The sequence below is a fragment of the Sinorhizobium sp. NG07B genome, from assembly GCF_002532005.1.
In the GTDB taxonomy this organism is placed as follows: Bacteria; Pseudomonadota; Alphaproteobacteria; order Rhizobiales; family Rhizobiaceae; genus Sinorhizobium; species Sinorhizobium fredii_C.
The window spans coordinates 491,452-514,766 of record NZ_NWTD01000003.1 but is presented as its reverse complement, the minus strand read 5'-3'; the positions used below and the strand labels follow the sequence as shown (position 1 = coordinate 514,766).

Here is a 23,315-nt window from a genome sequence, read left to right as displayed (position 1 = left end):
TCTGATTGAGCGCGGTTCGTCGGGAGGGAGATTGAAGCCATGAACGTGCAGTCCGAACGCAGCCAGTCCCTTTGGATGGCAACCGCCGCGGAGCACCGGCCGCAGCTGCTTGCCGCCAATGAGCGAGCCGATGTCGTCGTGGTGGGCGCCGGTATCGCCGGTCTCTCGGTCGCCTACGAATTGTGCCGTGAAGGACAGTCGGTGATCGTCGTGGATCGGGGCGCTCTTGCCCGAGGCATGACGGCTCGCACAAGCGCGCATCTTGCCTCCGTCCTTGACGACTTCTACCACGAACTCATCCGGCTGCGTGGCCTCGAGGAGGCGCGGCAATACTTTCGCAGCCAGGTGGCGGCCCTTGATCGGGTGGAACAGATTCAGGCGTCCGAAAATATCGAGTGCGACTTCCGTCGCCTGGACGGCTATTTGTTCGCGGCGTCGGACGAAGACGTTTCCATCCTGGAGCGGGAGATCGATGCCTGTCACAGCCTCGGCTTCTCCGGCGTCGCCTGGATTGCATTGCCGGGTACTGGGGACGGCGGCGACCGCCGTTGTCTTCGCTTCCCGGACCAGGGACGGTTCCATCCGCTCAAATATCTCGACGGCCTCATCCGCTGCATCGAACGCGATGGCGGACGCCTATACGCAGAGACGCCAGTCGTAAGTGTCGAAGAGAAGGACGGCGAAACCATTGTCCGCACACGGGAAGGCCGCGAAATCCGCGCGCGAGCGGCGGTGATCGCGACGAATTCGCCGATCAACGACTGGATCGCGGTTCACACGAAGCAGGCACCATATCGCACCTATGTAATTGCCGGCCGAGTACCAAGCGGCTCGGTGGTCGACGCGCTGTACTGGGATACGCTGGACCCGTACCACTATGTGCGCCTGCAGCCGTCAGGCGCAGACCATGACTGGCTGATTGTCGGTGGCGAGGACCACAAGACCGGACAAGTCGACGACCAGCCGGAGCGGCTAGCGAGGCTCACCGAATGGGCAAAGTCGCGCTTCCCGCAGATCGGCGATCCGGAATTTGCGTGGTCCGGCCAGGTCATGGAGCCAGTCGACCACCTCGCCTATATCGGCCGAAATCCCGGAAACAACAACGTCTTCGTTGTGACCGGAGATTCCGGCGAGGGCCTGTCGAACGGTGTCGCCGGTTCCTTGATCCTGCGCGATCTTGTCATGGGCCGTGAGAATATCTGGGCCGGCATCTATCAGCCCAGCCGGATCTCGATCGGCGCAGCTGGCGAGTACATTTCTGAAAACCTCACCATGCCGGCCAATCTCGCCGAACATCTCACTGGCGGGGAATTGTCGTCGCTCGACGAATTGAAGCCCGGCGACGGCGCCCTCATTCGTCGCGGCACTTCAAAGCTTGCCGCCTACCGCGATGACGGCGGCGAACTCCATGTTCGATCCGCGACTTGTACCCATGCCGGCTGTGTCGTGCACTGGAACAGTTTTGAGAGGTGCTGGGACTGTCCATGCCACGGCTCCCACTTTTCGGTGGATGGCGAGCCCCTGAACGCGCCTGCCTTCACGCCGCTTGCGGCCGCTGACGAATAGGCGCAGCGGCGGGACCGCCATATCTTCCGGCCATGAGTGGCCCCCCGGAACAACCGGCCGATTGAGCCGTTCGAAGCAGGCTGTTTGACAGGAAACCGGAACGGCGAGACGCCAAGTGCGCGATAAACTCGACTATGATTGCATTGTTGTCGGTGGTGGCCCTGCCGGCCTGGCGGCAAGCGTCTATCTGGCGCGCCTCAATCGGCATGTGGTCGTCGTCGACGAGGGGAATAGCCGCGCTTCTCTCATTCCGCGCTCTTACAATCATCCAGCCTTCCCGGATGGCGTCCCGGGTCAGGTGTTGCTCGACCGTATGCATGATCAAGCCGGCAAGTTCGGAGTCGAGCGTCTCGCCGCCCGTGCCGATCTGCTGGAGCGGGTAGCGGACGGCTTTCAGTGCAGAGTGGCCGGCCGCCTTCTCGGGAGCCGCGCGGTCATCTGCGCGACGGGCCTCCTCGACGTTCTTCCGCCCTGGCCGAATGCGAAGGAACTCGTGCGGAATGGCAATCTCAGGCTATGCCCGATCTGCGACGGGTATGAGATCAACGGCGCACCGGTGGTCGTCATCGGCAACAACCGGCGGGCGCTGAAGGAAGCCGCATTTCTGCTGTCGTTCACCGACGACGTGACGGTGGCGACCTTGGGCGCCGAACCCGAGGGCCTGACGCCTGCGGACATCAGGCCGCCCATCCGGCTGCTCACCGCCCGATTGGCCCGGCACGCGCCCGTTCCCGAAGATCGCATGGCATTGGAATTCATGGGAGCGGCAACGATGGAGGCGGTGGCGGTCTATTCGGCGCTTGGCTGCAGGCCTCAGTCCCTCCTGGCGCAGGCAATCGGAGTGAAGCTTGACGAGGAAGGGCGGATACTGACCGATCGGCATCAGCGAACCGATGTCCGGTTCTTCTACGCGATCGGCGATGTGGTGACGGGCCTAAATCAGATGGGAGTCGCCATGGCGCAGGGAGAGATCGCCGCGGTCACCGCGCACAACGATCTGTCGGAGGCTTTCGGCAATCCTTGAGCGGGGTACTCGTCAGGGCCTCGCGCTCACGCGGGTGAAAGACGCCGCGCCAGGCCGATCTTCTCGAGTGTCGTTCGCAGCACCGCATCAAAGGCGACCTTCCTCCAAAGCTGCCGGTAACCGAGGCGTTGATAGAGTTCGAGCGCTCTCGCATTCGCAGCGGCCACTTCGATGTGCGCTTCGCAGTATCCGCGCTCCAGGATTTGTCTTTCGAGCGCTCTCACAAGCGCCGATCCGGCGCCTCGACCCTCGAATGCCGGAGCCACCCAGATGTCGCTGATCGTATTGTCCGCGTGTTCGCAGGCCCCGATGCCGGCAGCCTGGCCTTCGACCTCGGCTACCAGGACCTTTGACCGCATGTCCCGTAGAAATGGCAGGAACGGGTTATTCTGCTCGACCGCCAGCGCAACTTCCGGTGGGATGAGCGGCTTTATCCCCTTACACCAGGCCGAGAGCCCCAGCCGGGCAAGAGCCTCCACTTCGTCCGCTAAAGCCGGGCGCACGACAATCATGTGGTCTGTCCCTCCCGATAAGCGCCACGCCGCCGCTCACCACTCTATAGCGGGCCGGGCGATCATCAGCCAGAAAATCCCGAGGACCGCAGCAAAGGCCGGAAAACCGAAGGCGAACCACAGGTGAAAGAGCCGATAATAGCGTTTGGGCAATGGCTGCCCACCCTTGCTCGCGGCCTCGGCGAGCCTGCGCATCTCCATCTGCATCCAAACGACCGGCAGCCAGAATGCACCGGTGATCAGGTAGAGGAGGATCGACAGCAGGATCCAACCTTCCGTCAGGGAGTAACCGACATGCCAGGCGAGCGCCACCCCCGTTATCGGCTGCAGGACGACGGCGGTGGCGGTGAACAGGAAGTCGGCCAGGACAACGATGCGCGCAACCGAAGCGATCGTCTCGGCACGACCGGTGCGATGCGCCACCAGCATGAAAAACGCGATGCCCGCGCCCGTGCCCAACAGCACGGAGGCCCCGATGATGTGCAGGTACTTGAGAACGAAATAGAGCATCAGCGCTCCTCCAGGATCGCCAAGGCGGCGAGGTGCAGCACGATGATCGGCCAGATCTTCATCAGCGGGCCGAGCGGTTCATTCCACAACTCAGGGAGTAGTATCGTCCCGGCCAAGGCGTAGAAAAGGGAGAGGCCGATCGCACCGTAGAGCCCGGCGCGGCTCGTTCGACGAACCGCAATGGCAAGTCCGATGACGATGTCTGCGATCGCTCCGGCGACGACGCTGGGGCCAGCAAGCACCCCCGCGCCGGTGCGCTCCATCAGGTCGATGCCGATCTGGTAACCGGTCGTCAGCGATACGACGCCGGTAGCGATCCAGAACAAGGACAACACGACGAAGATGACCGGCTTCAGGAGGTAGAGCCTGGCAAACCATCTTTCCTGAACCGTAACCGGCGTTCTCGCCAGCGCCACCGAGAGCGCGGTCGGTTCTATCCCGGTATTCTCCGACCACGCCCGGATGTCGCCCACGGCACCGCGGGTGATCTCCTTCTGCGCCGTGCTGCGCGTCGGCGGAAGCCAGCCGAGTGCCCCGGCGAGATCGCTGAGCTTATAGAGGAGGCCTGCGAGCGGAGCGGGTACGTTGAGGATGCGGGCAGGGCTCCAGCCAAGCCAGTGCCGGTAGGTTCTCACGACATCTTCGAAGGAGAGGGGCTCCGGCCCTGCTATCTCCAGGATCAGTCGCTTGGGGGCACTCGGATGGACGAGCATCTCGACGGTGCGTGCCACGTCTTCGAGGCGCACGACCTGGAGCAGCCCGGTATTCGGCATGATCGGCAGGACGGGCAAAGCCGCCAGCCCACGGATGAGCGCACTGGCGCCAAAGGCGCCGGGGCCGAGCACAACGGAAGGGCGCAGAATGACCCAGTCGAGGTCCCTGGCCATCAGCGCCTCGTCGCCTTCGAGCTTGGTGCGCGAAAAGGGGGAAGGTTGCTGCTTTTCTACGCCCATGGCCGAGAAATGGATGACGCGGCGGACACCGGCCTGTTCGCAAGCTTGAAACAGGGCGGAGGGACCGCGGATATGGACGCCGGACGTATCGTGACCCGGCCCGTCCTGGAGTGTGCCTGCGCAATTTACAACGGCGGCTATGTTCAACAGATGCGGCAGCCAGTCTTCGGGCCGAACCGCTCGGGCAAGATCGAGTTCCACGGTTTCGCCGGGCTTTGACAGCGAAAAGCCCGGTCGAACCACGCGTACGACCGTCATGCCGCGCTCGAGAAGCTTCGCGCAGACGGCAGAGCCGATCAGCCCCGAAGCCCCTATCACAAGGACTCTCATCCTTCCCCCTTCTGTCGCCGGCGATTACCGTAATACCGCAGCCATTGCCGGCGCGTTGCACCTTACTGCTCCAACAGGCGCCGGGTGGAACATGTTCCGCGGATGGTGAACAGCGGATTATCGAGAGAGCCGGTTCAGTGCCTCGCGAAGCGTCGCGGCGGCCTCTTCCCGCTCGCCGGACGACATGAGGTCGGGCTCTGCATCAAGCTTCAGATGCGGGAGTTCCTTGTGAATCGCGTCGCAAGCGACGCTGAGATTGGCCCTGAAGTCGACGACTCGGAAGGTAGCGACCGGGTAGGCTAGGCCCTTGACCCGGACGCGTCCCACCTCCTCGCAATGGATCACATCCTGCACCTGCGCGAAGGTCTCGTAGGAAATCAGCACCGCGCCAGGCTCCGCTTCCTGCTCCAGCCGGGCGGTGAGATTCACGGCCCCGCCGATGATGGTATAGTCCATTCGATCTTCGCTGCCGAAATTGCCGACGGTGCAGTAGTCCGTGTGAATGCCGATTCGGCAGCGCAGGGGCGTCTCTATTCCGGCGCCGCGCCAGGCTTCGCCGAGTTCGGCCATCCGCTTCTGCATGGCAAGTGCCATCGAAACGCAGGCGATGGCGTCCTCCTTCACGCCGCTCGTCTCCGGATCGCCGAAGAACATCAGGATGGCGTCGCCGACATACTTGTCGATCGTGGCGCCGAAGGACAGGGCGATCTTCGACATTTCTGTCAGGTATTGATTGAGGAGCTGAGTGAGTTCCTCCGATTCCATCTTGTCGGTCGTCTCGGTGAAACCGGCGATGTCGGAGAAGCAGATCGTCAGTTTCTTGCGCTGGCTCGCGATGCTGACATCCTGCCGGCCGCTGAAGATCGAACTGTAGACCTGCGGGGCGAGGTATTTCGCCAGCTTGCTCGACAAGGCTTCGAGGGCGGCCGATTTTTCGGAAAGGTCCTGCTCGCGACGTTTCAGCTCCGTCACGTCGGAATAGACGGCGACCGTGCCGCCGCCCGAAATGCGGCGTTCGCTAATCTGCACCCAGCGATCCGGACCGCGCTGCTGCAGGATCGTTCCGACGGGATTGCGGTGCGCCGCGAGGCGCCGGGCGATCCACTCATCCTCCCGTCCGATGGCATCCTCGATCAGGCCGCGCTCCGCCGCGGCACGGATGATCGCCTCGAAATTCGTGCCGGAGACGACGGCGTCATCCATGCCCGGATAGAGTATCTCGCGATATCGGCTGTTGCAGAGGAGGAGCCGGTCCTCGCCATCATAGAGCGCGAAACCTTCGGAAATGCTCTCGATCGCGTCGATCAGGCGCTGGCGGGCTTCGGCGACGTCGCGCAGGTTCTTCTCTTCGACCTCGATCGCTGTGTCGCGGAAGACGCGCAACGCCTTGGCCATCCGGCCGATCTCGTCGCGCCCGGTATCCGGCAGCGTCACACGCAGGTTGCCGGCGGCAATGGCGAGCATGCTGTGGCTGAGCCCGGCAAGACGGGCAAGCAGGTTACGGTCGACATAGAGCCAAACGATCATTACCGAACTCAGCAGGCTGAGCAGGGCGGAGCCGAGCACGATCGCGGTGCCATAGCGCCGCACGGTCGCGGCTTCGGCACCCGCTTCGGAAATATCCCGTTTCGCCGCCGCCACGAGGCGATCCACGGCAAGCGTCAGCTTGCGCGAAAGCTGATCGTTTTCCGCCACCAGCTTCTCGCCCTTTGCCAGGAGAGCAAGTTCTTCGCCGCGCGCGCCCGGAATGCTTGTTGGCCCGTCGATCAGCGCCTTGAACTCGTCGACGAGCTGACGGAAGCGCTTGCGCAATTGCTCGTCGAATTCGGGCGTGACGGCCTCCAGCGCGTTGACCGAGCGGTGCAGGGGAAACGAAAGCAGCGACAGGTCGCCCGGGGCCGGCACGACGGCAGCCTGCAAAAGCGTGTCGTTGATCGCCGCTATCTCGCGTTGCGCCGTTTGCTGCGGAATATAGGCGGCGATTGCCCGGGCGAGATCTCGCGTCGCCGCAGCTTCCGCTTCCGGCGACAGTGTCGGATCGACAGTCGCGGCCCGCCACCGCGGCACCTTGGAATTCATCACGAGAATGCCGGGCGCGACGAGCCGCTGGCTGGCATTGGTCGTCGCCGACAGGCGGCGCAGAAGCTCCTCCTTTCGGGCCACGGCGTCGAGACGCGCGGTCACGAGACCATTGAGGGCGTTCAGGTTGCGCCGCAGCCCCACTGCCGCCGCTTCGATTTCGGCAACGACCGCCGAGCTGAGCGCCGTTCCCCTCAAGGCGGCAAGCAATTCCTCCAGGCGCGTCATCTCGCTGCCGATCGCCGCCGATACCTCGGCGTGCCGGGCCTGGCTGCTCGATGCAAGCACGGCGGGAGCGGTGGCGGCGACGCGCTCGGCTTGGCGGGAGAGTTCGAGAGATAGAAGGGCGGACGGGGCCCGGCGCTCCGTTACCCGTTCGAGCACCTGGCCGAGCTGGAGAAAGGCGTATAGCGCGCCAGCGGTCGCAAGCACGGCGAAGGCACTGATGCCGAAGAAGGCGAGCAGCAGACGACCGCGAATGCCGAGACGATCAAACATCGCGGCCCCTCGCTCCGGCTGAGGCGGTCAACATCGTCCGCACGGATTTCTTCTCAGATGCGTGCTGCTGCGGTGAGCCGCCAGTTACTCCAGCGGCACGTACTCGCCACCCTTCCAAATATACCATACCCAGTTCTGAACGGTGAGGTCGCCCTTCTCGTCGAAATCGATCCGGCCGAGCACCGTATCGAACGCGTGGTTGCGCAGCGCCGCGATGACTTTCGGCGGTTTCAGCGACCCCGCTTTACGGACCGCCTGCGCCCAAACTTCGGCGGCGCCGTAGCTGTGCAACGTCCAGGAGTCGGGCTCGAAATTCTCCGCCCGGAAGCGCTCGACGACCTCAGCCGCCTCGGCATTGCGACGCGGGTCGGCGACGAAGGTAAAGAGTGTTCCTTCGGCAGCGGGGCCGGCGATCAGGCCGAAGGCCTCGGTTGCAGTGTCGTCACCGGAAATCACCTGCACCGGAAAGGCGCGCTCGCGCGCTGCACGAACCATGAGCGCCGCTTCCGTGTGATAACCGCCGAGATAGAGCACCGTGATACCTGCCCTTTGCAAATCCGCGATCTCGGCCGAGTAGTCGTCCTTCCCCGGTTCGTAGCTCTGATAGATCGCCTCGTTGACGCCGCGCTTATTCAACTGCTTCTTCGTCTCTTCGGCGAGACCCTTGCCGTAGGTCGTGTCGTCGTGAAGGATTGCGATCTTTTTGGTTCCCCACTGATCGGCCAGGTAGTTGCCGGCCTTCAAGCCCTGGGCATCGTCCCGACTGCAGACCCGGAAGACGTTGGCATGGCCTTGCTCGGTCAGGGCCGGATTGGTCGAGGACGGCGAAATCTGCAGCACGCCGGCCGCGGCGTAGATTTTGGAGGCGGGGATCGAAGCGCCCGAGCAGTAATGGCCGACGACGAAGACCGCACGGTCGGCGACGAGCTTCCGGGCGGCCGCAACGGCCTGCTGTGGATCGCAGAAATCATCCGCCACGATCAATCGAACCTGCTCGCCGAGGACGCCGCCGGCGGCATTGATCTCCGCGACTGCCATCTCCGCGCCGCGCTTCAACTGGGTGCCGGTCCAGGCGAGTTTGCCACTCATCGGGCCGGCAACACCGATCAGAACTTCCGCTTGAGCCGGAAAGCTGAGAGCAAGGGCAACGGCGGCAGCAAGGGCGAGAGGTCGGCGCATGAACACCTCCGCCTGCAATATACTCTTGATGCGCCGGTGCGGCTACGTGTGGTGGCGAAAGGTTGCGTGCCGCTTGAGCATGCCGGGACGTTCAGCAGTTGATCGGCGTCCCGTCCGCAACGTGAGCCCAATATTGCGGCAGCTCATCGTTGATCGTGTACCAGGGTGCCTTCGAGCCGACGAAAATGTGCTCGCTCGGCCGGATTGCCGGTTCGTCGGCGAGCGGACCGAGCGCGACATGCACATAGGCGCCATCGCGGACCACCGAATAGAGAAAGGAGCCGCATTTGCCACAGCGGGCGTTGTGCGCGTTCTCCTCGCCGTAGGTTTGGAGATGGTCTGCCCCTTTGGTGACGGTGAACTTCTCGCGTTCGATGCCGGCAAACGGCTTGAAGGCGGACCCGGTCGCCCGCCGGCAATCCGCGCAATGGCAGTTTGCGGCATAGCGGAATTCGTCGGCGACGACATAGTGGACGGCGCCGCAGAGGCACCGTCCGGCTAGCATACGAACGCTCTGGTCTGTCATGATGATCAAATGGCCTCCTGGCTCGACGCAAGTTCCTGAGCGATCTCCCAAATATGGCCCGACGGATCCGCAAAGGCGGCGGTGCGGCGTCCCCAAGGGCGATCGATCGGGCCGTTAAGCAGTCTCACGCCTCGACCCTCCAGGCTGGCGCAGGCGGCGTCTACATCAGCGACCTTGATCGTGAGCAGGATACGCGCGCCCGAATTCGCCGACGCCACCGGCAAAGGTTCGATCAGTTCCGGCGCCTGCGACACATGAAGCAGATTGATCATGGCGCCCCCGAACTTAAGGACGCAGGAGACGTCATCCTGGTACACGATTTCCGGCTCAAAAACCTTCCTGTAAAAGGCTTTTGCCTCGCCGAGATCATCCACAAACAGGGTTACGACTTCGAGCGCAACATGCAATGACAATTGTTCCTCCTTTCATGCACTTGGCAGCGCCGACCTGAATGTGATTGGTCGGCGGCTCCAAGACGCAGCCGCAGCATCCATTCCGACAAGGAGAGTGAAATCTTTCGCAAAGAAGGGCGGAGTTCAAGGCTGCAGATGTGAGGAAAACTTCGTCAGATCAGGACGCTTCGCGCGGGGCAGGGGTGCGCGGCCAGCCGAAGGACCGGTGCGAGGCGGATGCGACCTTTCCAATCAGACCAGCGGCGTTCCAATGATATCGATGCCGTTTTCGCTGCAGCACCGTGTCAGGGCCTCGATGATTTCCGGTGTCGGCGCCGACTGCGGCGGCAATTCCGGCCGATCGGCCGGGCGGCCCATCTGGCGCAGCAGTGTTTCGAAGTCCGAACCGCGCGTGATCGTCAGGCACCGCGCCCCACCACTCGATTCGACGCGGAAGGTGTGGGCGAGGCCCTTTGGCGCGACAACCGTTTCGCCGGTAACGGCAATCCGCTCGCGGCCATCGATATGGAAGCGCATCCTGCCTTCGAGGATGTGAAAGACTTCGTCTTCCCGGTGATGCACGTGCAGTGGCGGAGAATCCCAGTAGGGCATCTGGTGCTCGACCACGCAGATGCCGTCGCTCCCCTTGCTCGAGGAGACGTGGATCGCGACGAGCGTGTTGTTGAACCAGAAGAGTTCCTTGCTTTCTGTGATGTTGCTAGTGATGGTCATGGCGGGCGTGCTCCTTTGCCTTATGTGACGTGGCGTCGCGGGTGACTTACCGGCCGACCGGGTCGAGCGGAAATCGAATGATCGTATGGGGCGAATTGACGGGATGAATTTAAATGCTCTGGACCTCAATCTGGTGCGGGTGCTCGATGCCCTGCTGCGGGAAAGAAGCGTCACCCGCGCCGGCGATCGGATCGGCTTGAGCCAGCCTGCCGTCAGCGCGGCACTCAACCGCTTGCGTCACGCGCTCAATGATCAGTTGTTTGTCCGGCGCGGCAACGAGATGGTGCCGACGCCCCGGGCGGAGAGCCTGGCGGAGCCGGTGCGGGTGGCGCTGCGCGAAATCGAACGCGTTTTTCACGCAGCCAAGAGGTTCGAGCCTGCGGAGCTTGAGCGCACCTTCACGCTGATGGGGGCCGATTTCTTTTCGATGCTGCTGATGCCGTCCCTGGCAGCGCGCATCACGCACACGGCGCCTGCCGTGTCACTCCGTTTTCTCGACAGCGCGCGCGGCGATGTCGCACGGCTGCTTCAGGACGACGAGGTCGACGCGGCGCTGGAGCGGCCGCTGGAGGTGCCGGACTGGGTCTCGAGTGCCCTTCTCTTTCACTCTCCCTTTGCGATCATCGCAGCCAAGGACAATATTGCGATTGGCCGGGCTGGGATCGGCGAGAATGGACTTCTGCCGATCGAAATCTTCTGCGAACTGCCGCATGCCATCCGCTCGATCGACGGTTCGATGTCGGGCTTTACTGACGACGCCCTCGCCAAGATCGGGCGGATGCGCCGCGTGAGCCTGGCATTGCCGCACTTCCAGGCCGTGGCGTTGGCCGTGGCAAGCGGGAACTATCTTGCCGCTGTTCCTCGCCAATTCGCGGTTTCCGCCGCCCGGAGCCTGCCGATTGTCATCTATGAGCCGCCGCTTTCGATCCCCGTTCCCGAGATCAGGATGTATTGGCATGCCCGTCACGACGACGAGCCGCCCCATCGCTGGCTGCGCGGGCAGATCCTCGAGACCGTCGAGACCCTCGGATTCCCCGAAGCGGGAGTCGCGTGAGATCAATCGGATAGGGCTGCACTCCCGGACTTGGTCTTCGCACGCATTGCTTCGTCGGCCTTGCCGATGTTTTTGCGCCGCCTGTCGAGCCAGTGCATCGCCGGGGTGACAGTGAGCCCGTGCGTAACGATGGAAATCAGCACGATCAAGGCGACGGCGGACCACATGACGCCGACCTCTTCGAAACGCGCCACCCCGGTGGCAAAGGCGAGATAGTAGATCGAGCCCAGGCCGCGGATCCCGAAGACGGCGATCGCCGCCCTTTCACCCTTTGGCAAGGTCGATGGCAGGCTCACCCATCCGGTGGCCGGCCGGGCAATGGCCAGGACGAAGAGGGCAAAGGCGACCACGCGCCAATCGAGGTCGACAATGAAGTGTCCGAGGCTGACGGCGGCGCCGAAGCAGACGAGAAGCACCATCATCAGGAGCCTTTCGATCTGCTCGGAGAAGTCGTGCAGTTCCTTGTGAAATTCGTGGTGTCGCTCGACGGTGCGGAAGGAGAGCGCGGCCACGAACACGGCGACGAATCCATAGCCGTGGACGAGTTCCGTCAGGCTGTAGGCGAGGCAGGTGATCCCCAAGGCGACGAAACCGTCGCCCGTGCGCACGAGCGCAGCGCCCTTCGGAAGGCGAAACGTGGCAAAGCCGAGCGCCTTGCCGACAATCCATCCCATCACGATGCCGGCGAAGAGCCGCCAGGTGACATCCAGCAGCAGCCACCCGGCGAACCAGTCCGGCTCATCGGAGGCGAGTGCGATCGCAATTGCCAAATACACGAACGGAAAGCTCAGGCCGTCGTTCAAGCCGGCTTCGGACGTCAGCGCGAACCGAACTTCGTCCTCGGTTCCCGTCTCCGGCGGTCCTACCTGGACATCGCTCGCCAGGACCGGGTCGGTCGGTGCCAGGCAGGCGGCGAGCAGAATGGCGGAAGCTGCTCCAAGACCGAGTATCAGCGAGGCGCCGGCGGCCATCACGGCGATCCCCAGCGGCATCGCAATGCCCAGGAGCCGCCAGGTGAGAGCCCAGTTGCGCAGGCCGATCGGCCGGTCGATCTTCAGTCCGGCACCCATCAGCGCGACGATGACGGTGAACTCCGTCATATGCTCGATGACGAGCCGACTGTCGAACGAGCCGAGATCGACGACCGGTCTGAGTATAGTGTGTCCGGCCAGGGCGCCGATGGCGATGCAGAAGATGGGCAGTGAAAGCGGCAGGCGGCGAAACGCCATAGGAATCCAGGCGGTCAGCAGGATGACCAGCCCAAACAGCCCAAGCGTTATGTCGTAGTGCTCCATCCGCGGTACCTCTCAGTCGATCAACGCTGGGGCTGGATCGAGATCGAAGGTCACGAGGGGATTTATGGACATGATAGCTCCGAAAGACGCGCAGCAAGATCGTAAAAAACGCGTCTGCCGCGTCTGACGTTCCCGTCGACCACGATCAACGGTCATTGATGCGCAACATCTGGAATCCGAAGCTTGGCGCACCAATATCATTGCATGAGCAACAAACTTGCTTTGATCGGAGGGTCAAAGGGAAATGCATATGCGCTTTTCGGATCTCGCCATTGACGACCTTGAAATCTCGATGCTCAGGCGCGTTCATGTCTATGCTTGCTCCTCCAGGGAGCTGGAGCCGGAAAGTGAAGAGGGTGCTAAAATAGGCAGGATGCTTTTTCACCTATACCAGCAAGGCGTAAGGAGCGAAATCGCCCTGATGCGGATGTTAACGACGGGCGACGCGACACCCGAAATGATCAACGACTAGCGGTTGATCTTCGCCTTGTTCGGGCGCTCGACCGAAGGGGCGAGACATCTCGTTGCCTGCATTCGGGAACCTGCTGCGGCCTTGCGTGAACAATTGTGGTGTTGAAGCGTTTTTCTTGAACCTCGCAACGATGTGGAGGATCGGGCATGCGTCGCGATATGCAGCGTTACATGATGATCGAACTGATCGCCCTTTTCGCTGCGCTTGCCGTGGTCGCGGCGGTGATGGTGGTCACCCTGCTTCCGGGCTGACGCCTGTCGATGGGCGGGCGGAAGGTTGGCCGGCGGAGGCTTGGACTTGTCGACTGAGCCGCACCGTTGGCAAGATCGCCCTTCCGATCAAGTGAGCCTCTAGAAACCCCTGAGTTGGGCCAGAGGAAAAGAAGGCAACGCCAAATACCGATGACTGAGCACCAGAGAGAGTTTTCCCCTGCGAACGAGTATGACGTGCGGCGACTGCCATTCGCAAAGCGCCTCGAGGATCTATTGCCCGGCGATTGCATCTGGCCCATCAACAGCGGTGGACCCTATCTCTTCTGCGCCGCCAAGGCCGTCGGCAAATACTGTCCCCATCACAAGACAAGGCTGATACAGAAGCGCGGCAGCGGTCATGCCCACGAATGAACCGCAAACCCGTTAGGATGGATTATTCTTGTCTCCGCTGGCGCTTGGCGGGTTCGGGTCGATCGTCTTCACGCCGTCGGCATTGACTTTCGTGTCTTCGATACGCGTCGCATTGCTTGTCGGAAAGCGGTCGACGTAGAAATAGAACAGTGCGCTGGAGAGGATGATGATGGCGGCGCCGATCAGCGCCAAACGCTCCCAATTTCTGTTCATGTCTGCATCTCCCGTCCAGTATCGAACAAAACTGCGGCAGGGGGCGATTGTTCCGGGACGGCGCGCGGCGACTGGTCAAATCCTCGGCGCGCTGGAACAAGGAAGTTCCCCGAAAGTTGGGCGCTAGCTTAGGATCGAGAGTAACACCGGACATGCCTCGATGAACGCTAAGGACGTCGATCTTACGAAGGCAATGGAGACCGCCGATCCGGGCAGGGGGCGCAGTGCAGCCACGCCGGGAGAGATACCGGCGAAAGGGTTGCGCGACGTGTTCTGGCGGGTGATGTCCGAGATCTCCGAGGAGCGCGTCTTCCTGATCGCGGCAGGGGTAAGCTTTTACCTGCTGCTGGCGCTGTTTCCGGCTCTGGGCGCGCTCGTCTCGCTTTACGGGTTTATCGCAAATCCCTCCGATATAGGCGCGCATATGGCCGTATTGGACGAGCTCCTGCCGCCCGGCTCGTACAGTATGATTACGGATCAGCTGACGTCTCTTGCCACGCAGAAGACGTCGACCCTCAGCCTTGGCTTCATCGGCGGACTGTTGGTCTCGCTCTGGAGTGCGGCCAACGGCATTGCTGCACTCTTCGACGCCATGAACGTCGCTTATGGGGAAAAGGAGAAGAGAGGGATCGTTTCTAGAACGCTCCTGTGCCTTGCCTTCACCTTTGCCGCATTGCTTTTTGCCGTCGTCCTCATCGTGGCGATCGGCGTCATTCCGGCCTTGCTCGCCTATCTATGGCTGGATCGCTGGATTGAGGTCCTGACGAGAGTGGCGCGGTGGCCGGCCATTCTGCTGCTCGGGACCCTCGGCACCGTGCTCATCTATCGTTATGGACCGAGCCGCGAGCGGGCCAAGCTGCGGTGGCTGAACTGGGGCGCCGTATTCAGCACATTGCTGTGGCTCGCCGCCTCATGGGTATATTCCTACTATCTGGAAAATTTCGCGAACTACAACGCGACCTATGGCGCACTCGGCGCGCTGATTGGCTTCATGATGTGGGTCTGGATTTCCATGGTCATCCTGATCACCGGCGCTCTCCTTAACGCCGAGCTCGAGCATCAGACGGCGGTCGATTCCACCACTGGAGAGCCGATGCCGATGGGCGAACGCGGGGCTTTTGTCGCCGATACGCTCGGAAAGGCTGCGGATTAGCCGTCGAGGGCGCCTGAGCGACGGCCGGCGCGCCCTCTACCTCACGAGATTGAGATTTTACGCTGGCCTTTGCACGCAATACGCTCATAGCCTGGACATCCAAGGGAGGCATGCCATGAAACGCATGGCACTTATCGCGACGGTATTGGCCTGTTCGGTCGGCCCGGCTGTTGCTCAGGACACGTCGATGAGCTTCTTCGTCACCAGCTCCAATCCGGGCAAGGGCGGTGATCTCGGCGGACTTGCGGGCGCCGATGCCCATTGCGGCGCGCTGGCGGCGGCCAGCGGCTCGACCGGCAAGACCTGGAGGGCGTATCTGTCTACCGACACGGAGAACGCCAGGGACCGTATCGGGACAGGGCCCTGGTACAACGCCAAGGGCGAAAAGATCGCCGACGATGTCGCTGCGCTTCATGGCGAGACCAACAACCTGACCAAACAGACCGCGCTCAACGAGAAGGGCGAAGTCATCAATGGTCGGGGCGACACGCCGAACCGCCACGACATTCTGACCGGCACGAAGCCGGACGGAACCGCCGCCGCCGAAACCTGCGGCAACTGGACGATGGGCGGCGCGGAGGGTGCTGCAATTGTCGGCCACAGCGACCGCACCGGTACCGACGACTCGGCCGCGGCCAAATCCTGGAACTCTTCCCATTCGACGCGGGGCGGCTGCACGATTGAGGCCTTCAAGGGCACCGGAGGAGACGGCCTCTTCTATTGCTTCGCGACCGATTGAGGATCGGCTGAAGCTGCAGAGGCGACGTTACACGTAGCGGGCCAGCATTGAGCGTATGAAAGTCCTGCAGGCAAGGGAAAGAGCCTGCAGGAGCGGGCGGCGTCCGTCGACCAGAGCGTTGAACAGGCGGCGCACAAGGAGCTCGCGTGCCGGAGTGCTCTCCTCGACCGCCGCTCATCCTTAGTTGAGAAAATCGGCCCGATGTGGGGTAAAGCTATCGACGAGACGGCCTGGCTCCAGCGCCTTCACGCCATGGACCACCCCGGACGGCACGATGAAACTGTCGCCGGCGGAAAGAACCTGGGTCTGCCCGCCGACCGTCACCTCGAAGCTCCCCGCCGCGACATAGCTGGCCTGAACGTGCGGGTGAGAATGGGGAGCGCCGATGGCTCCCTCATCGAAGGCGAATTCCACCAGCATCAATTCGTCCGTCGAGAGGATCACCCGGCGCCGATTGCCCTCTCCGAGATCTGTCCATTCGCCTTCGTTACCGCGGGCGAAAAGTTTCCTATCCATGATCGTCTCCTATCTCGCGAGCCAGCCGCCGTCGACCGGAATGACGGCGCCGTGCATGTAGTCGGAAGCCGGGGCAAGCAGGAACACCGTCGCATCGCCGATGTCGTCCGGCGTGCCCCAGCGGCCGGCTGGGATGCGCTCCAGAATGGCCGCGCTTCGCTTTTCGTCGGCGCGGAGCGCCTCGGTGTTGTTGGTAACGATATAGCCGGGCGCCACGGCATTCACGTTGATGCCCTTCGCCGCCCATTCGCAGGCGAGAACCCTGGTGATGCCCAGCGCGCCATGCTTCGACGCGGTATAGGAGGCGACGCGGATACCTCCCTGGAAGGAAAGCAGCGAGGCAATATTGACGATCTTGCCGCGCCGTCCCTCGGCAAGCAGCCGGCGGCCATAGGCCTGGCTCAGGAAGAACAACGAACTGAGATTGATATCGATGACGTCGTCCCAGTCGGCTTCGCTGAAATCCACCGCGTAGGCGCGGCGGATGATTCCGGCATTGTTGACCAGGCCGTCAAGAAAACCATGCTCGCTCCACAAATCGTCGATCAGCGAACGGCTCGCTTCGCGGTCCGCAAGATCGGCATGCGCGGAAATGAAGCTTCCGCCTGCCTCCGAGATCTTCGTCTCGGTTTCGTCCATGGCGGAGCGGCCGACGCCGATCACTGTTCCGCCGGCGCGGGCGACCGCCACGGCCACGCCCTGGCCGATGCCGGTATTGGCGCCGGTGACGACGATGCGGCGGCCGGCGAGGCTGAAGGCCGACGGAACGCTCACTTCAGCGCCTCCATCGGCACCATCTCCACATCGGTATAATCGACATTGTCGCCGGCCATGGCCCAGATGAAGGCATAGCTGGACGTGCCGCAGCCGGAATGGATGGACCAGGGCGGCGAAATCACCGCCTCCTCCTTCGCCATCACGATATGGCGTGTTTCGCTCGGTTCGCCCATCAGATGCAGAATGCGTGCCCCGTCCGCTAGGTCGAAATAGAGATAGGCTTCCATGCGCCGATCGTGAACGTGGCAGGGCATGGTGTTCCAGACGGAGCCGGGCGCAAGTTGCGTCATGCCGACAACGAGTTGGCAGGTCTTCACACCTTCCGGGTGAATGAATTGGAAGATCGAGCGCTCGTTCGAGGTGGCCGCGCTGCCGAGATCGAGCCGTTTGGCATCGCCGATGCGGATATGGCGCGCCGGCAATGCCTGGTGGGCGGGCGCGCTGAGCAGATAGAATTTGGCGGGGGCGGCTGGATCTTCGGACGAGAAGGAGACGTCATCGCCCATGCCCGCATAGATCATGTCGCGCGGCTCGAGCCGGAAGCTTTCGCCACCGACCTCGACGTGGCCGGCACCGCCGATACTGACGGCAATGAGCTCGCGCCGGTCGAGGAAGCGGGGCGTGCCTGTCGGGCGAATGGTCTCCAGCGGCAGGGGTGCGTCGACCGGCATCGCGCCGCCGACGATCATCCGGTCGTAATGGGTATAGGTCAGTGAAATGCGGCCCGGCCTGAACAGCCCCGAAATGTGGAAATTCGCGCGAAGCGCATCGGTATCCATGCGCGCGGCGGCTTCGGGGTCGATGGCGTGACGGATGGCATAGTCGATATGGGTTGCGGTCATCGGCGTGTTGTCCTCGGATTTGCAAGAAAGGAAGTCAGTCCCGGCGGGTTGTCGTGTCCAAAATCCATTTGGCCTGCTGACCGCTCAGCCGCACGCGATAGCGTTCCTGGCTGGCGGTAAGATGGGCGCGCATGGCGGCGCGGGCAGCGTCCGGATCGCTGGCGGAAATCGCCTTGAGGATCGCCAGATGCTCGCGCTGCAGGCCCTCCTGATATTCGCGCGACAGGATGCTGTCGGTGCCCCAGGGCGAGGCGATGTCGCAGGGGATCGCCCGCATGCCAAGCGCATCGAGAACTTCCACATAGTAGGGATTGTTGGTCGCAACGGCGATCGCCCGGTGGAAGGCGAAGTCGCTCTTGCCGGTCGCCTCGCCGCGCTCGAGCAGCCGTTCGAATTCAAAGAAGGCCTCCTGGATCTGCGCCTCCTGGGCGGCATTGCGCCGAAGCGCCGCAAGCCCGGCGCTCTCTATCTCAAGCCCCATCCGCACTTCGATGACGTTCAGGGCATGGGAGATCCGGTTGCCGACGTCGAGGCTGATCGAGCCGAAGGCAAGTGTCGGGTGATCCTTGACGAATACACCGGCTCCCTGTCGCGCCTCGACCAGGCCATCTGCGGCAAGGGTCGCGATCGCCTCGCGCACCACGGTCCGGCTGACGCCGTAAAACGCGCTCATCCGGCTCTCCGTCGGCAGCTTGTCGCCAGGCGGAATTTCGCCTTTCAGAACCTGCTCCCGGATCGCGCTGGCGACGCGTTCGGAAAGCTTCGGCTTGCGCTCCATCCTGGATTCGGCCGGGGAGTCCATGACGCTCTTACCCCTTGAAGACGCCCGGCAGCCAGAGCGAGAGGGCCGGAACATAGGTGACGAGCCCGAGGACGATCAAACCCGCCAGATAGAAGGGCCAGATGCTCCGCATCGCCTCCCATACGGTGATTTTCCCGACCGCGCAGGCGACGAACTGCACCGCGCCCACCGGCGGCGTATTGAGGCCGATCCCGAAGTTCAGGATCATGATCACCCCGAAATGGACCGGATCGACTCCGTAGGCCATCGCCACCGGCAGAAAGATCGGCGTGCAGATGATGATTGTCGGCCCCATGTCCATGAAGGTGCCGAGGAACAGCATCAGGACGTTGATCAGCAGCAGCACGATGATCGGGTTCTCCGAGATCGTGTTCATCCAGTCGATCAGTGCCGCGGGCACCTTGAGAAATGCCATCAGCCAGGAGAACGCCGCTGCCATTCCGATAATTAAGAGGACCATCGCCGTCGTGCGCACCGCGCCGAAGGTGGCGTGGACGAAGTCCTGCCAGTTCATCTGACGGTAGACGAAGACGGTCACGGCCAGCGCGTAGAGAACGGCGATGCATGAGCTTTCCGTCGCCGTGAACACGCCCGAGCGGACGCCGCCGAAGATGATGGCGATGAGCAGCAGGCCGGGGGTCGAAATGAGTAGGAAGCGGCCGACCCTCGCGAACCCTGGAAAAACCTCGGTGGGGTAGCCGCGGCTGCGCGCCACGAAATAGGCGGTCACCATCAGCGCGGCCGCATAAAGGAGGCCGGGGAGAATGCCGGCGGTGAAGAGATCCGCAATCGAGATCTTTCCACCCGCCGAGATCGAATAGATGATCATGTTGTGCGACGGCGGCAGCATCAGCGCGATCAAAGCCGCCATGGAGGTGACGTTGACGGCATAGTCGGCGCCATAGCCGCGCGCTTTCATTTGCGGGATCATCAGCCCGCCGACGGCTGCGGCCTCCGCGACGGCGGAGCCGGAAATGCCGCCGAACAGCGTCGCGGTGACGATGTTGACCTGCCCCAGTCCGCCGCGGATGTGCCCGACCAGCGAGGCGGCGAAGGCGACGATCTTCTGGGCGATGCCGCCGCGTACCATCAGGTCGCCGGCATAGATGAAGAACGGAATGGCGAGCAGAGAAAACACGCTCATGCCGGAATTCAGCCGCTGGAAGATGACGAGCGGCGGCAGCCCAAGATAGAGCACGGTCGCGAAAGAGGCGACGCCGAGGCAGAAGGCGATCGGCGTGCCGATCAGCATCAGCAGCGTAAATACGCCGAAGAGGATCATCATATCCATCCGATCACGCCTTTACATTCGCGGTGTCGAGTTCGGCGGCAGCCTCCGCCGGCGGCAATTCGTCGAGAAGATCGTCGATCGGTTCTCCTGCAAGCCGAAGAACGATGCGTTCCAGGGCGAACAGGCTGATCAGCACGCCGCCTGCAACCAGCGGCACATAGTTCCAGCCGCCGGAGATATGCAGCGACGGCAGAATGGTGTCCCAGGTGAGCCTGACAAGCTCGACCCCGTACCAGATCATGCCGCAGCCGAAGGCGAGCGCGACAAGGTCCGAGATCATCCGCAGCCACTTCTTCCCACCCTTGGGTACCACGTAGAGCAGGACGTCGAAGCCGAGATGGTAGTTTTCCCGCACGCCGACCGCGGCACCCAGGAAGATGAACCAGCTCATCAGCATGACGGCGCCGGGCTCGGTCCAGCTCGGCGAGTCGTTCAGCACATAGCGGCAGAACACCTGCCAAGCGACGATCGCCGTCATCACGACAAGGCCGATCCCCGCGAGCCAGAGCGAAAGCGTGCTCAACCCCGAGAGCGCGCGGCCCGTTTTCACCAGTCTGGTGGACATGGTCGTCATCCCTAGAAGGGATGGGCAGGGTCGGGCCTGCCCATCAAATGGCGTCATTGAACCGCCCGTACGTCCTCGACCATCTTCTTCAGGACCGGATCGGTGACGTGCTTCTCGTAAACCGGCTTCATCGCATCGATGAAACCCTGCTTGTCGGGCGTGGAAATCTTCGCGCCGGCCGCCTCGACCTTGGCGCGCGACTCGCTAACCTTGGCCGCCCAGAGCTCGCGCTGCTTGGCGACGCTGTCCTTGGCGGCCTGCTTGAAGATCTCCTGGTCTTCCGGCGTTAGCTTGTCGAAGGCGGCCTTGTTCATCACGAACACCTCCGGAAGAATGGTGTGCTCGTCGAGCGAGAAGTTCTTCGCCACCTCGAAATGCTTGGCGGTGTCGTAGCTCGGGAAATTGTTCTCCGCTCCGTCGATGACGCCCGTCTCGATCGCCGAATAGACCTCGCCATAGGGCATCGGCGTGGCGTTGGCGCCGAGCGCCGCCACCATGTCGACGAAGATGTCCGACTGGATGACGCGGAACTTCAGCCCCTTCATGTCGGCAACCGACGTGATCGGCTTCTGCTTGTTATAGAAGGAGCGCGAGCCCGCATCATAATAGGCAAGCACCACCAGTCCGGCGCCTTCGAATGCCTTTTTGATCTGGTCGCCGATCGCGCCATCCATGACCTTGTGCATGTGCTCTTCCGAGCGGAAGAGGTAGGGCAGGGCCGGGATGATCGACTCCTTCACCGTGCCGTTGAAGGGTGCCATCGACACGCGGTTCAGTTCGATCACGCCGGAGCGCACCTGCTCGATGGTGTCCTTTTCCTCGCCGAGTTGCGCCGAGTGGTAAACCTCGACAGCGTAGCGGCCGGCAGTACGCTCCTTGACCAGCTCGCCGAAATATTCGACGGCCTCAACCGTCGGATAGCCGTCCGGATGCGTATCCGATGAGCGCAGCACCGTCTGGGCGCTGGCCGCACCGGTCATGAATGCAGCGGCAAGCAGCAGGCCCGCCGTCAGTTTTCCAAGAATTCTCATGCTCTCCTCCCGTTTCGCATGATCAGATCGATGATCTCACTTTCACTGTTTCAAAGTTGGTACGCCTTCTTTGCGAGTCCGCAGGCAAGATCTCGGGCAAGCTCGCAGGCCTCGTCCTCTCTCAGCCGATGTTCGGCCACCAGGCGTGCCAAAAAAGCGCAGTCGACCCGGCGTGCGATATCGTGGCGCGCCGGGATCGACGGAAACGCCCTGGTGTCGTCGTTGAAGCCGACCGTGTTGTAGAACCCGGCCGTCTCGGTGGTCATCTCGCGGAAGCGGCGCATGCCTTCCGGGCTGTCGTGGAACCACCAGGCGGGCCCGAGTCTGAGCGCCGGGTAGACGCCGGCGAGCGGCGCAAGCTCGCGCGCATAGCTCGTCTCGTCCAAGGTAAAGAGAATGACGGTCAGGTCGGGCTCGAGTCCGACGGCGTCAAGCAGCGGCTTCAAGGCCGTCACGTAATCCGTGCGGGTCGGAATATCGAAACCCTTGTCGCGGCCGAACTTTGCCAGCATCGACGGGGAATGATTGCGGAAGGAGCCCGGATGGATCTGCAGCACCAATCCGTCATCGAGGCTCATCTTTGCCATTTCGGTCAGCATCTGAGCACGGAAGAGTCGGCTCGCGTCCGCATCCGCCTTGCCAGAGCGCACCTTGTCGAAGAGCGCCATCGCCGCCGCCTCGGAAAGGTTCGCCGTATCCGCCGTGGCATGGCCGTGATCCGTGGAAGTTGCGCCGAACTGCTTGAAATAGGCGCGCCGGGCCCGATGCGCGTCAAGATAGCCCTTCCATGTTCCGGTGTCGGCGCCGGTGATCTCACCCAGCCTGTCAAGATTGGCGGAAAAGCCGGCGAACTCCGGATCCACGACCGAGTCGGGTCTGTATGCGGGAACGACGCGGCCCTTCCAGCCGCTTTCGCGGATTTTCGCGTGCCAATGCAGATCGTCGAGCGCCCCGTCGGTCGTCGAGATTACCTCGATATTGAAGCGTTCATAGAGGGCGCGGGGGCGGTAGTCCGGCTTGTCGAGGCAAGCGGAGATGCGGTCGTACAGGCGATCGGCGTTTTCCGCCGAGGGCAACTCCTCAATGCCGAAGAGGTTGGAAAGCGTGTAGTCGAACCAGAGGCGCGTCGGCGTGCCGCGAAACAGATGATAGCGCTCGCAGAAAAGTCGCCAGATCGCGCGTCCGTTCGTCTCGACCGGCGCGCCGTCAAGGGTCGGCACGCCGAGCTCTTCCAGTTTCACACCCTGGCTGAACAGCATGCGGAATACATAGTGGTCCGGTACGATGAGAAGCTGTGCCGGATCGGGGAAGGGCTCGTCGAGCGCATACCACCGCGGTTCCGTGTGACCGTGCGGGCTGACGATCGGCAGTCCGCGCACCTCGGCATAGAGGTCCCGCGCGAGCCGCCGCGTGCCCTCGTCCGCCGGAAACAGAAGATCTGGGTCGATCAGCCCCTTCATGTAGCCCGCTCCTCCTATAGGCTCGCTATGGCTAGAGCCTGTAAAATAAAATGTCAACATACAAATTTTTTTACTTGTATGATGAATTTGGTTGTGCACGTTCTTACGTTGAGCAAGTCGCGTTCGGCCCCGTCGCGGCAGCGGTGCGGGTTTGCCCAAGCGGTCGCCGATCACCGGGTGA

Annotated in this window: 25 protein-coding genes; 7 read left to right on the top strand and 18 right to left on the bottom strand. The window is 62.6% G+C overall.

Annotated elements, in window-relative coordinates; translation table 11 throughout:
* Positions 1-39 precede the first annotated feature (39 nt).
* Together CO664_RS12300 and CO664_RS12295 are read left to right on the top strand one after the other, a co-directional pair.
* On the top strand, positions 40-1,566 hold the full coding sequence (locus CO664_RS12300; RefSeq protein WP_097538905.1) for an FAD-dependent oxidoreductase: 1,527 nt from the start codon (positions 40-42) through the stop codon (positions 1,564-1,566).
* A 115-nt stretch (positions 1,567-1,681) separates the two neighbouring features.
* The gene (locus tag CO664_RS12295) at positions 1,682-2,590 is read left to right on the top strand and encodes an NAD(P)/FAD-dependent oxidoreductase (protein ID WP_097538904.1); all 909 of its coding nucleotides are present in this window, start codon (positions 1,682-1,684) and stop codon (positions 2,588-2,590) included.
* Between the two features lie 26 nt (positions 2,591-2,616).
* On the opposite strand, the gene CO664_RS12290 is transcribed toward CO664_RS12295, so the two are convergent.
* The 8 genes from CO664_RS12290 to CO664_RS12255 form a co-directional block, all read right to left on the bottom strand.
* Positions 2,617-3,102, bottom strand: coding sequence for a GNAT family N-acetyltransferase (locus CO664_RS12290; protein WP_097538903.1), 486 nt, complete (start codon positions 3,100-3,102; stop codon positions 2,617-2,619).
* Positions 3,103-3,138: 36 nt separating this feature from the next.
* Complete coding sequence (locus tag CO664_RS12285) at positions 3,139-3,612, bottom strand: DUF2269 family protein (protein WP_037425522.1); 474 nt, start codon at positions 3,610-3,612, stop codon at positions 3,139-3,141.
* Positions 3,612-4,895 carry an SDR family oxidoreductase gene (locus CO664_RS12280; protein WP_097538902.1) on the bottom strand — a complete coding sequence of 428 codons (1,284 nt, stop codon included), beginning with the start codon at positions 4,893-4,895 and terminating at the stop codon, positions 3,612-3,614. The genes CO664_RS12285 and CO664_RS12280 overlap by 1 nt, the downstream gene beginning before the upstream one ends.
* Positions 4,896-5,012: 117 nt before the next feature.
* Positions 5,013-7,472: an adenylate/guanylate cyclase domain-containing protein gene (locus tag CO664_RS12275; RefSeq protein ID WP_097538901.1), complete on the bottom strand. Its 2,460-nt coding sequence runs from the start codon at positions 7,470-7,472 to the stop codon at positions 5,013-5,015.
* A gap of 84 nt (positions 7,473-7,556) precedes the next feature.
* Entirely contained in the window at positions 7,557-8,651 is a 1,095-nt protein-coding gene (locus CO664_RS12270; protein WP_037425513.1) for a branched-chain amino acid ABC transporter substrate-binding protein, read from the bottom strand.
* Between the two features lie 91 nt (positions 8,652-8,742).
* Entirely contained in the window at positions 8,743-9,177 is a 435-nt protein-coding gene (locus CO664_RS12265; RefSeq protein WP_097539187.1) for a GFA family protein, read from the bottom strand.
* Between the two features lie 5 nt (positions 9,178-9,182).
* A complete protein-coding gene (locus tag CO664_RS12260; protein WP_037425510.1) occupies positions 9,183-9,590 on the bottom strand; it encodes a VOC family protein in 408 nt (135 codons plus the stop codon).
* A 231-nt stretch (positions 9,591-9,821) separates the two neighbouring features.
* Complete coding sequence (locus CO664_RS12255; RefSeq protein ID WP_097538900.1) at positions 9,822-10,301, bottom strand: cupin domain-containing protein; 480 nt, start codon at positions 10,299-10,301, stop codon at positions 9,822-9,824.
* A 103-nt stretch (positions 10,302-10,404) separates the two neighbouring features.
* On the opposite strand from CO664_RS12255, the gene CO664_RS12250 reads away from it, so the two are divergent.
* On the top strand, positions 10,405-11,355 hold the full coding sequence (locus CO664_RS12250) for a LysR family transcriptional regulator (protein WP_097538899.1): 951 nt from the start codon (positions 10,405-10,407) through the stop codon (positions 11,353-11,355).
* Positions 11,356-11,357: 2 nt separating this feature from the next.
* Here the strand turns inward: CO664_RS12250 and CO664_RS12245 are convergent, their stop codons facing one another.
* On the bottom strand, positions 11,358-12,650 hold the full coding sequence (locus tag CO664_RS12245) for a cation:proton antiporter (protein ID WP_097524666.1): 1,293 nt from the start codon (positions 12,648-12,650) through the stop codon (positions 11,358-11,360).
* 244 nt (positions 12,651-12,894) lie between these two features.
* Here CO664_RS12245 and CO664_RS12240 point away from each other — a divergent pair, with 244 nt between their 5' ends.
* Positions 12,895-13,122 (top strand): hypothetical protein, encoded by a 228-nt coding sequence (locus CO664_RS12240; protein WP_176536570.1) that lies wholly within the window; start codon positions 12,895-12,897, stop codon positions 13,120-13,122.
* Positions 13,123-13,568: 446 nt separating this feature from the next.
* On the top strand, positions 13,569-13,745 hold the full coding sequence (locus tag CO664_RS30950) for a GcrA cell cycle regulator (protein WP_245426450.1): 177 nt from the start codon (positions 13,569-13,571) through the stop codon (positions 13,743-13,745).
* A 12-nt stretch (positions 13,746-13,757) separates the two neighbouring features.
* Here CO664_RS30950 and CO664_RS12230 read toward each other — a convergent pair whose 3' ends face one another.
* Entirely contained in the window at positions 13,758-13,958 is a 201-nt protein-coding gene (locus CO664_RS12230; protein ID WP_037425494.1) for a hypothetical protein, read from the bottom strand.
* A gap of 160 nt (positions 13,959-14,118) precedes the next feature.
* Here CO664_RS12230 and CO664_RS12225 point away from each other — a divergent pair, with 160 nt between their 5' ends.
* Both CO664_RS12225 and CO664_RS12220 read left to right on the top strand, forming a co-directional pair.
* Positions 14,119-15,111, top strand: coding sequence for a YihY/virulence factor BrkB family protein (locus CO664_RS12225; RefSeq protein ID WP_037425491.1), 993 nt, complete (start codon positions 14,119-14,121; stop codon positions 15,109-15,111).
* Positions 15,112-15,226: 115 nt separating this feature from the next.
* A complete protein-coding gene (locus CO664_RS12220; RefSeq protein ID WP_037425488.1) occupies positions 15,227-15,850 on the top strand; it encodes a hypothetical protein in 624 nt (207 codons plus the stop codon).
* Positions 15,851-16,030: 180 nt separating this feature from the next.
* Here the strand turns inward: CO664_RS12220 and CO664_RS12215 are convergent, their stop codons facing one another.
* Genes CO664_RS12215 through uxaC form a run of 8 tightly spaced genes read right to left on the bottom strand, consistent with a single transcriptional unit; the run spans position 16,031 to position 23,134 of the window.
* Positions 16,031-16,366 (bottom strand): cupin domain-containing protein, encoded by a 336-nt coding sequence (locus CO664_RS12215; protein WP_097538897.1) that lies wholly within the window; start codon positions 16,364-16,366, stop codon positions 16,031-16,033.
* A 9-nt stretch (positions 16,367-16,375) separates the two neighbouring features.
* Positions 16,376-17,140, bottom strand: a complete 765-nt coding sequence (kduD, locus tag CO664_RS12210; RefSeq protein ID WP_097538896.1) for a 2-dehydro-3-deoxy-D-gluconate 5-dehydrogenase KduD — start codon at positions 17,138-17,140, stop codon at positions 16,376-16,378.
* Positions 17,137-17,985, bottom strand: coding sequence for a 5-dehydro-4-deoxy-D-glucuronate isomerase (kduI, locus tag CO664_RS12205; RefSeq protein ID WP_037425482.1), 849 nt, complete (start codon positions 17,983-17,985; stop codon positions 17,137-17,139). The genes kduD and kduI overlap by 4 nt, the downstream gene beginning before the upstream one ends.
* 34 nt (positions 17,986-18,019) lie before the next feature.
* Positions 18,020-18,787, bottom strand: a complete 768-nt coding sequence (locus CO664_RS12200) for a FadR/GntR family transcriptional regulator (RefSeq protein WP_176536569.1) — start codon at positions 18,785-18,787, stop codon at positions 18,020-18,022.
* Positions 18,788-18,794: 7 nt separating this feature from the next.
* Positions 18,795-20,078: a TRAP transporter large permease gene (locus CO664_RS12195; RefSeq protein ID WP_097524657.1), complete on the bottom strand. Its 1,284-nt coding sequence runs from the start codon at positions 20,076-20,078 to the stop codon at positions 18,795-18,797.
* A 4-nt stretch (positions 20,079-20,082) separates the two neighbouring features.
* On the bottom strand, positions 20,083-20,643 hold the full coding sequence (locus CO664_RS12190; RefSeq protein ID WP_097524656.1) for a TRAP transporter small permease: 561 nt from the start codon (positions 20,641-20,643) through the stop codon (positions 20,083-20,085).
* 53 nt (positions 20,644-20,696) lie between these two features.
* The gene (locus tag CO664_RS12185; protein WP_037425474.1) at positions 20,697-21,674 is read right to left on the bottom strand and encodes a TRAP transporter substrate-binding protein; all 978 of its coding nucleotides are present in this window, start codon (positions 21,672-21,674) and stop codon (positions 20,697-20,699) included.
* 50 nt (positions 21,675-21,724) lie between these two features.
* Positions 21,725-23,134, bottom strand: a complete 1,410-nt coding sequence (gene uxaC / locus CO664_RS12180) for a glucuronate isomerase (RefSeq protein WP_097538895.1) — start codon at positions 23,132-23,134, stop codon at positions 21,725-21,727.
* Positions 23,135-23,315: the final 181 nt, after the last annotated feature.

Bases quoted from the DNA above. Each gene is read 5' to 3' on its own strand.
- CO664_RS12300 (WP_097538905.1), top strand. From the start codon at position 40: ATGAACGTGCAGTCCGAACGCAGCCAGTCCCTTTGGATGGCAACCGCC.
- CO664_RS12290 (WP_097538903.1), bottom strand. From the start codon at position 3,102: ATGATTGTCGTGCGCCCGGCTTTAGCGGACGAAGTGGAGGCTCTTGCC.
- CO664_RS12285 (WP_037425522.1), bottom strand. From the start codon at position 3,612: ATGCTCTATTTCGTTCTCAAGTACCTGCACATCATCGGGGCCTCCGTG.
- CO664_RS12280 (WP_097538902.1), bottom strand. From the start codon at position 4,895: ATGAGAGTCCTTGTGATAGGGGCTTCGGGGCTGATCGGCTCTGCCGTC.
- CO664_RS12275 (WP_097538901.1), bottom strand. From the start codon at position 7,472: ATGTTTGATCGTCTCGGCATTCGCGGTCGTCTGCTGCTCGCCTTCTTC.
- CO664_RS12270 (WP_037425513.1), bottom strand. From the start codon at position 8,651: ATGCGCCGACCTCTCGCCCTTGCTGCCGCCGTTGCCCTTGCTCTCAGC.
- CO664_RS12265 (WP_097539187.1), bottom strand. From the start codon at position 9,177: ATGACAGACCAGAGCGTTCGTATGCTAGCCGGACGGTGCCTCTGCGGC.
- CO664_RS12255 (WP_097538900.1), bottom strand. From the start codon at position 10,301: ATGACCATCACTAGCAACATCACAGAAAGCAAGGAACTCTTCTGGTTC.
- CO664_RS12250 (WP_097538899.1), top strand. From the start codon at position 10,405: ATGAATTTAAATGCTCTGGACCTCAATCTGGTGCGGGTGCTCGATGCC.
- CO664_RS12245 (WP_097524666.1), bottom strand. From the start codon at position 12,650: ATGGAGCACTACGACATAACGCTTGGGCTGTTTGGGCTGGTCATCCTG.
- CO664_RS12240 (WP_176536570.1), top strand. From the start codon at position 12,895: ATGCATATGCGCTTTTCGGATCTCGCCATTGACGACCTTGAAATCTCG.
- CO664_RS12230 (WP_037425494.1), bottom strand. From the start codon at position 13,958: ATGAACAGAAATTGGGAGCGTTTGGCGCTGATCGGCGCCGCCATCATC.
- CO664_RS12225 (WP_037425491.1), top strand. From the start codon at position 14,119: ATGAACGCTAAGGACGTCGATCTTACGAAGGCAATGGAGACCGCCGAT.
- CO664_RS12220 (WP_037425488.1), top strand. From the start codon at position 15,227: ATGAAACGCATGGCACTTATCGCGACGGTATTGGCCTGTTCGGTCGGC.
- CO664_RS12215 (WP_097538897.1), bottom strand. From the start codon at position 16,366: ATGGATAGGAAACTTTTCGCCCGCGGTAACGAAGGCGAATGGACAGAT.
- kduI (WP_037425482.1), bottom strand. From the start codon at position 17,985: ATGACCGCAACCCATATCGACTATGCCATCCGTCACGCCATCGACCCC.
- CO664_RS12200 (WP_176536569.1), bottom strand. From the start codon at position 18,787: ATGGACTCCCCGGCCGAATCCAGGATGGAGCGCAAGCCGAAGCTTTCC.
- CO664_RS12195 (WP_097524657.1), bottom strand. From the start codon at position 20,078: ATGGATATGATGATCCTCTTCGGCGTATTTACGCTGCTGATGCTGATC.
- CO664_RS12190 (WP_097524656.1), bottom strand. From the start codon at position 20,643: ATGTCCACCAGACTGGTGAAAACGGGCCGCGCGCTCTCGGGGTTGAGC.
- CO664_RS12185 (WP_037425474.1), bottom strand. From the start codon at position 21,674: ATGAGAATTCTTGGAAAACTGACGGCGGGCCTGCTGCTTGCCGCTGCA.
- uxaC (WP_097538895.1), bottom strand. From the start codon at position 23,134: ATGAAGGGGCTGATCGACCCAGATCTTCTGTTTCCGGCGGACGAGGGC.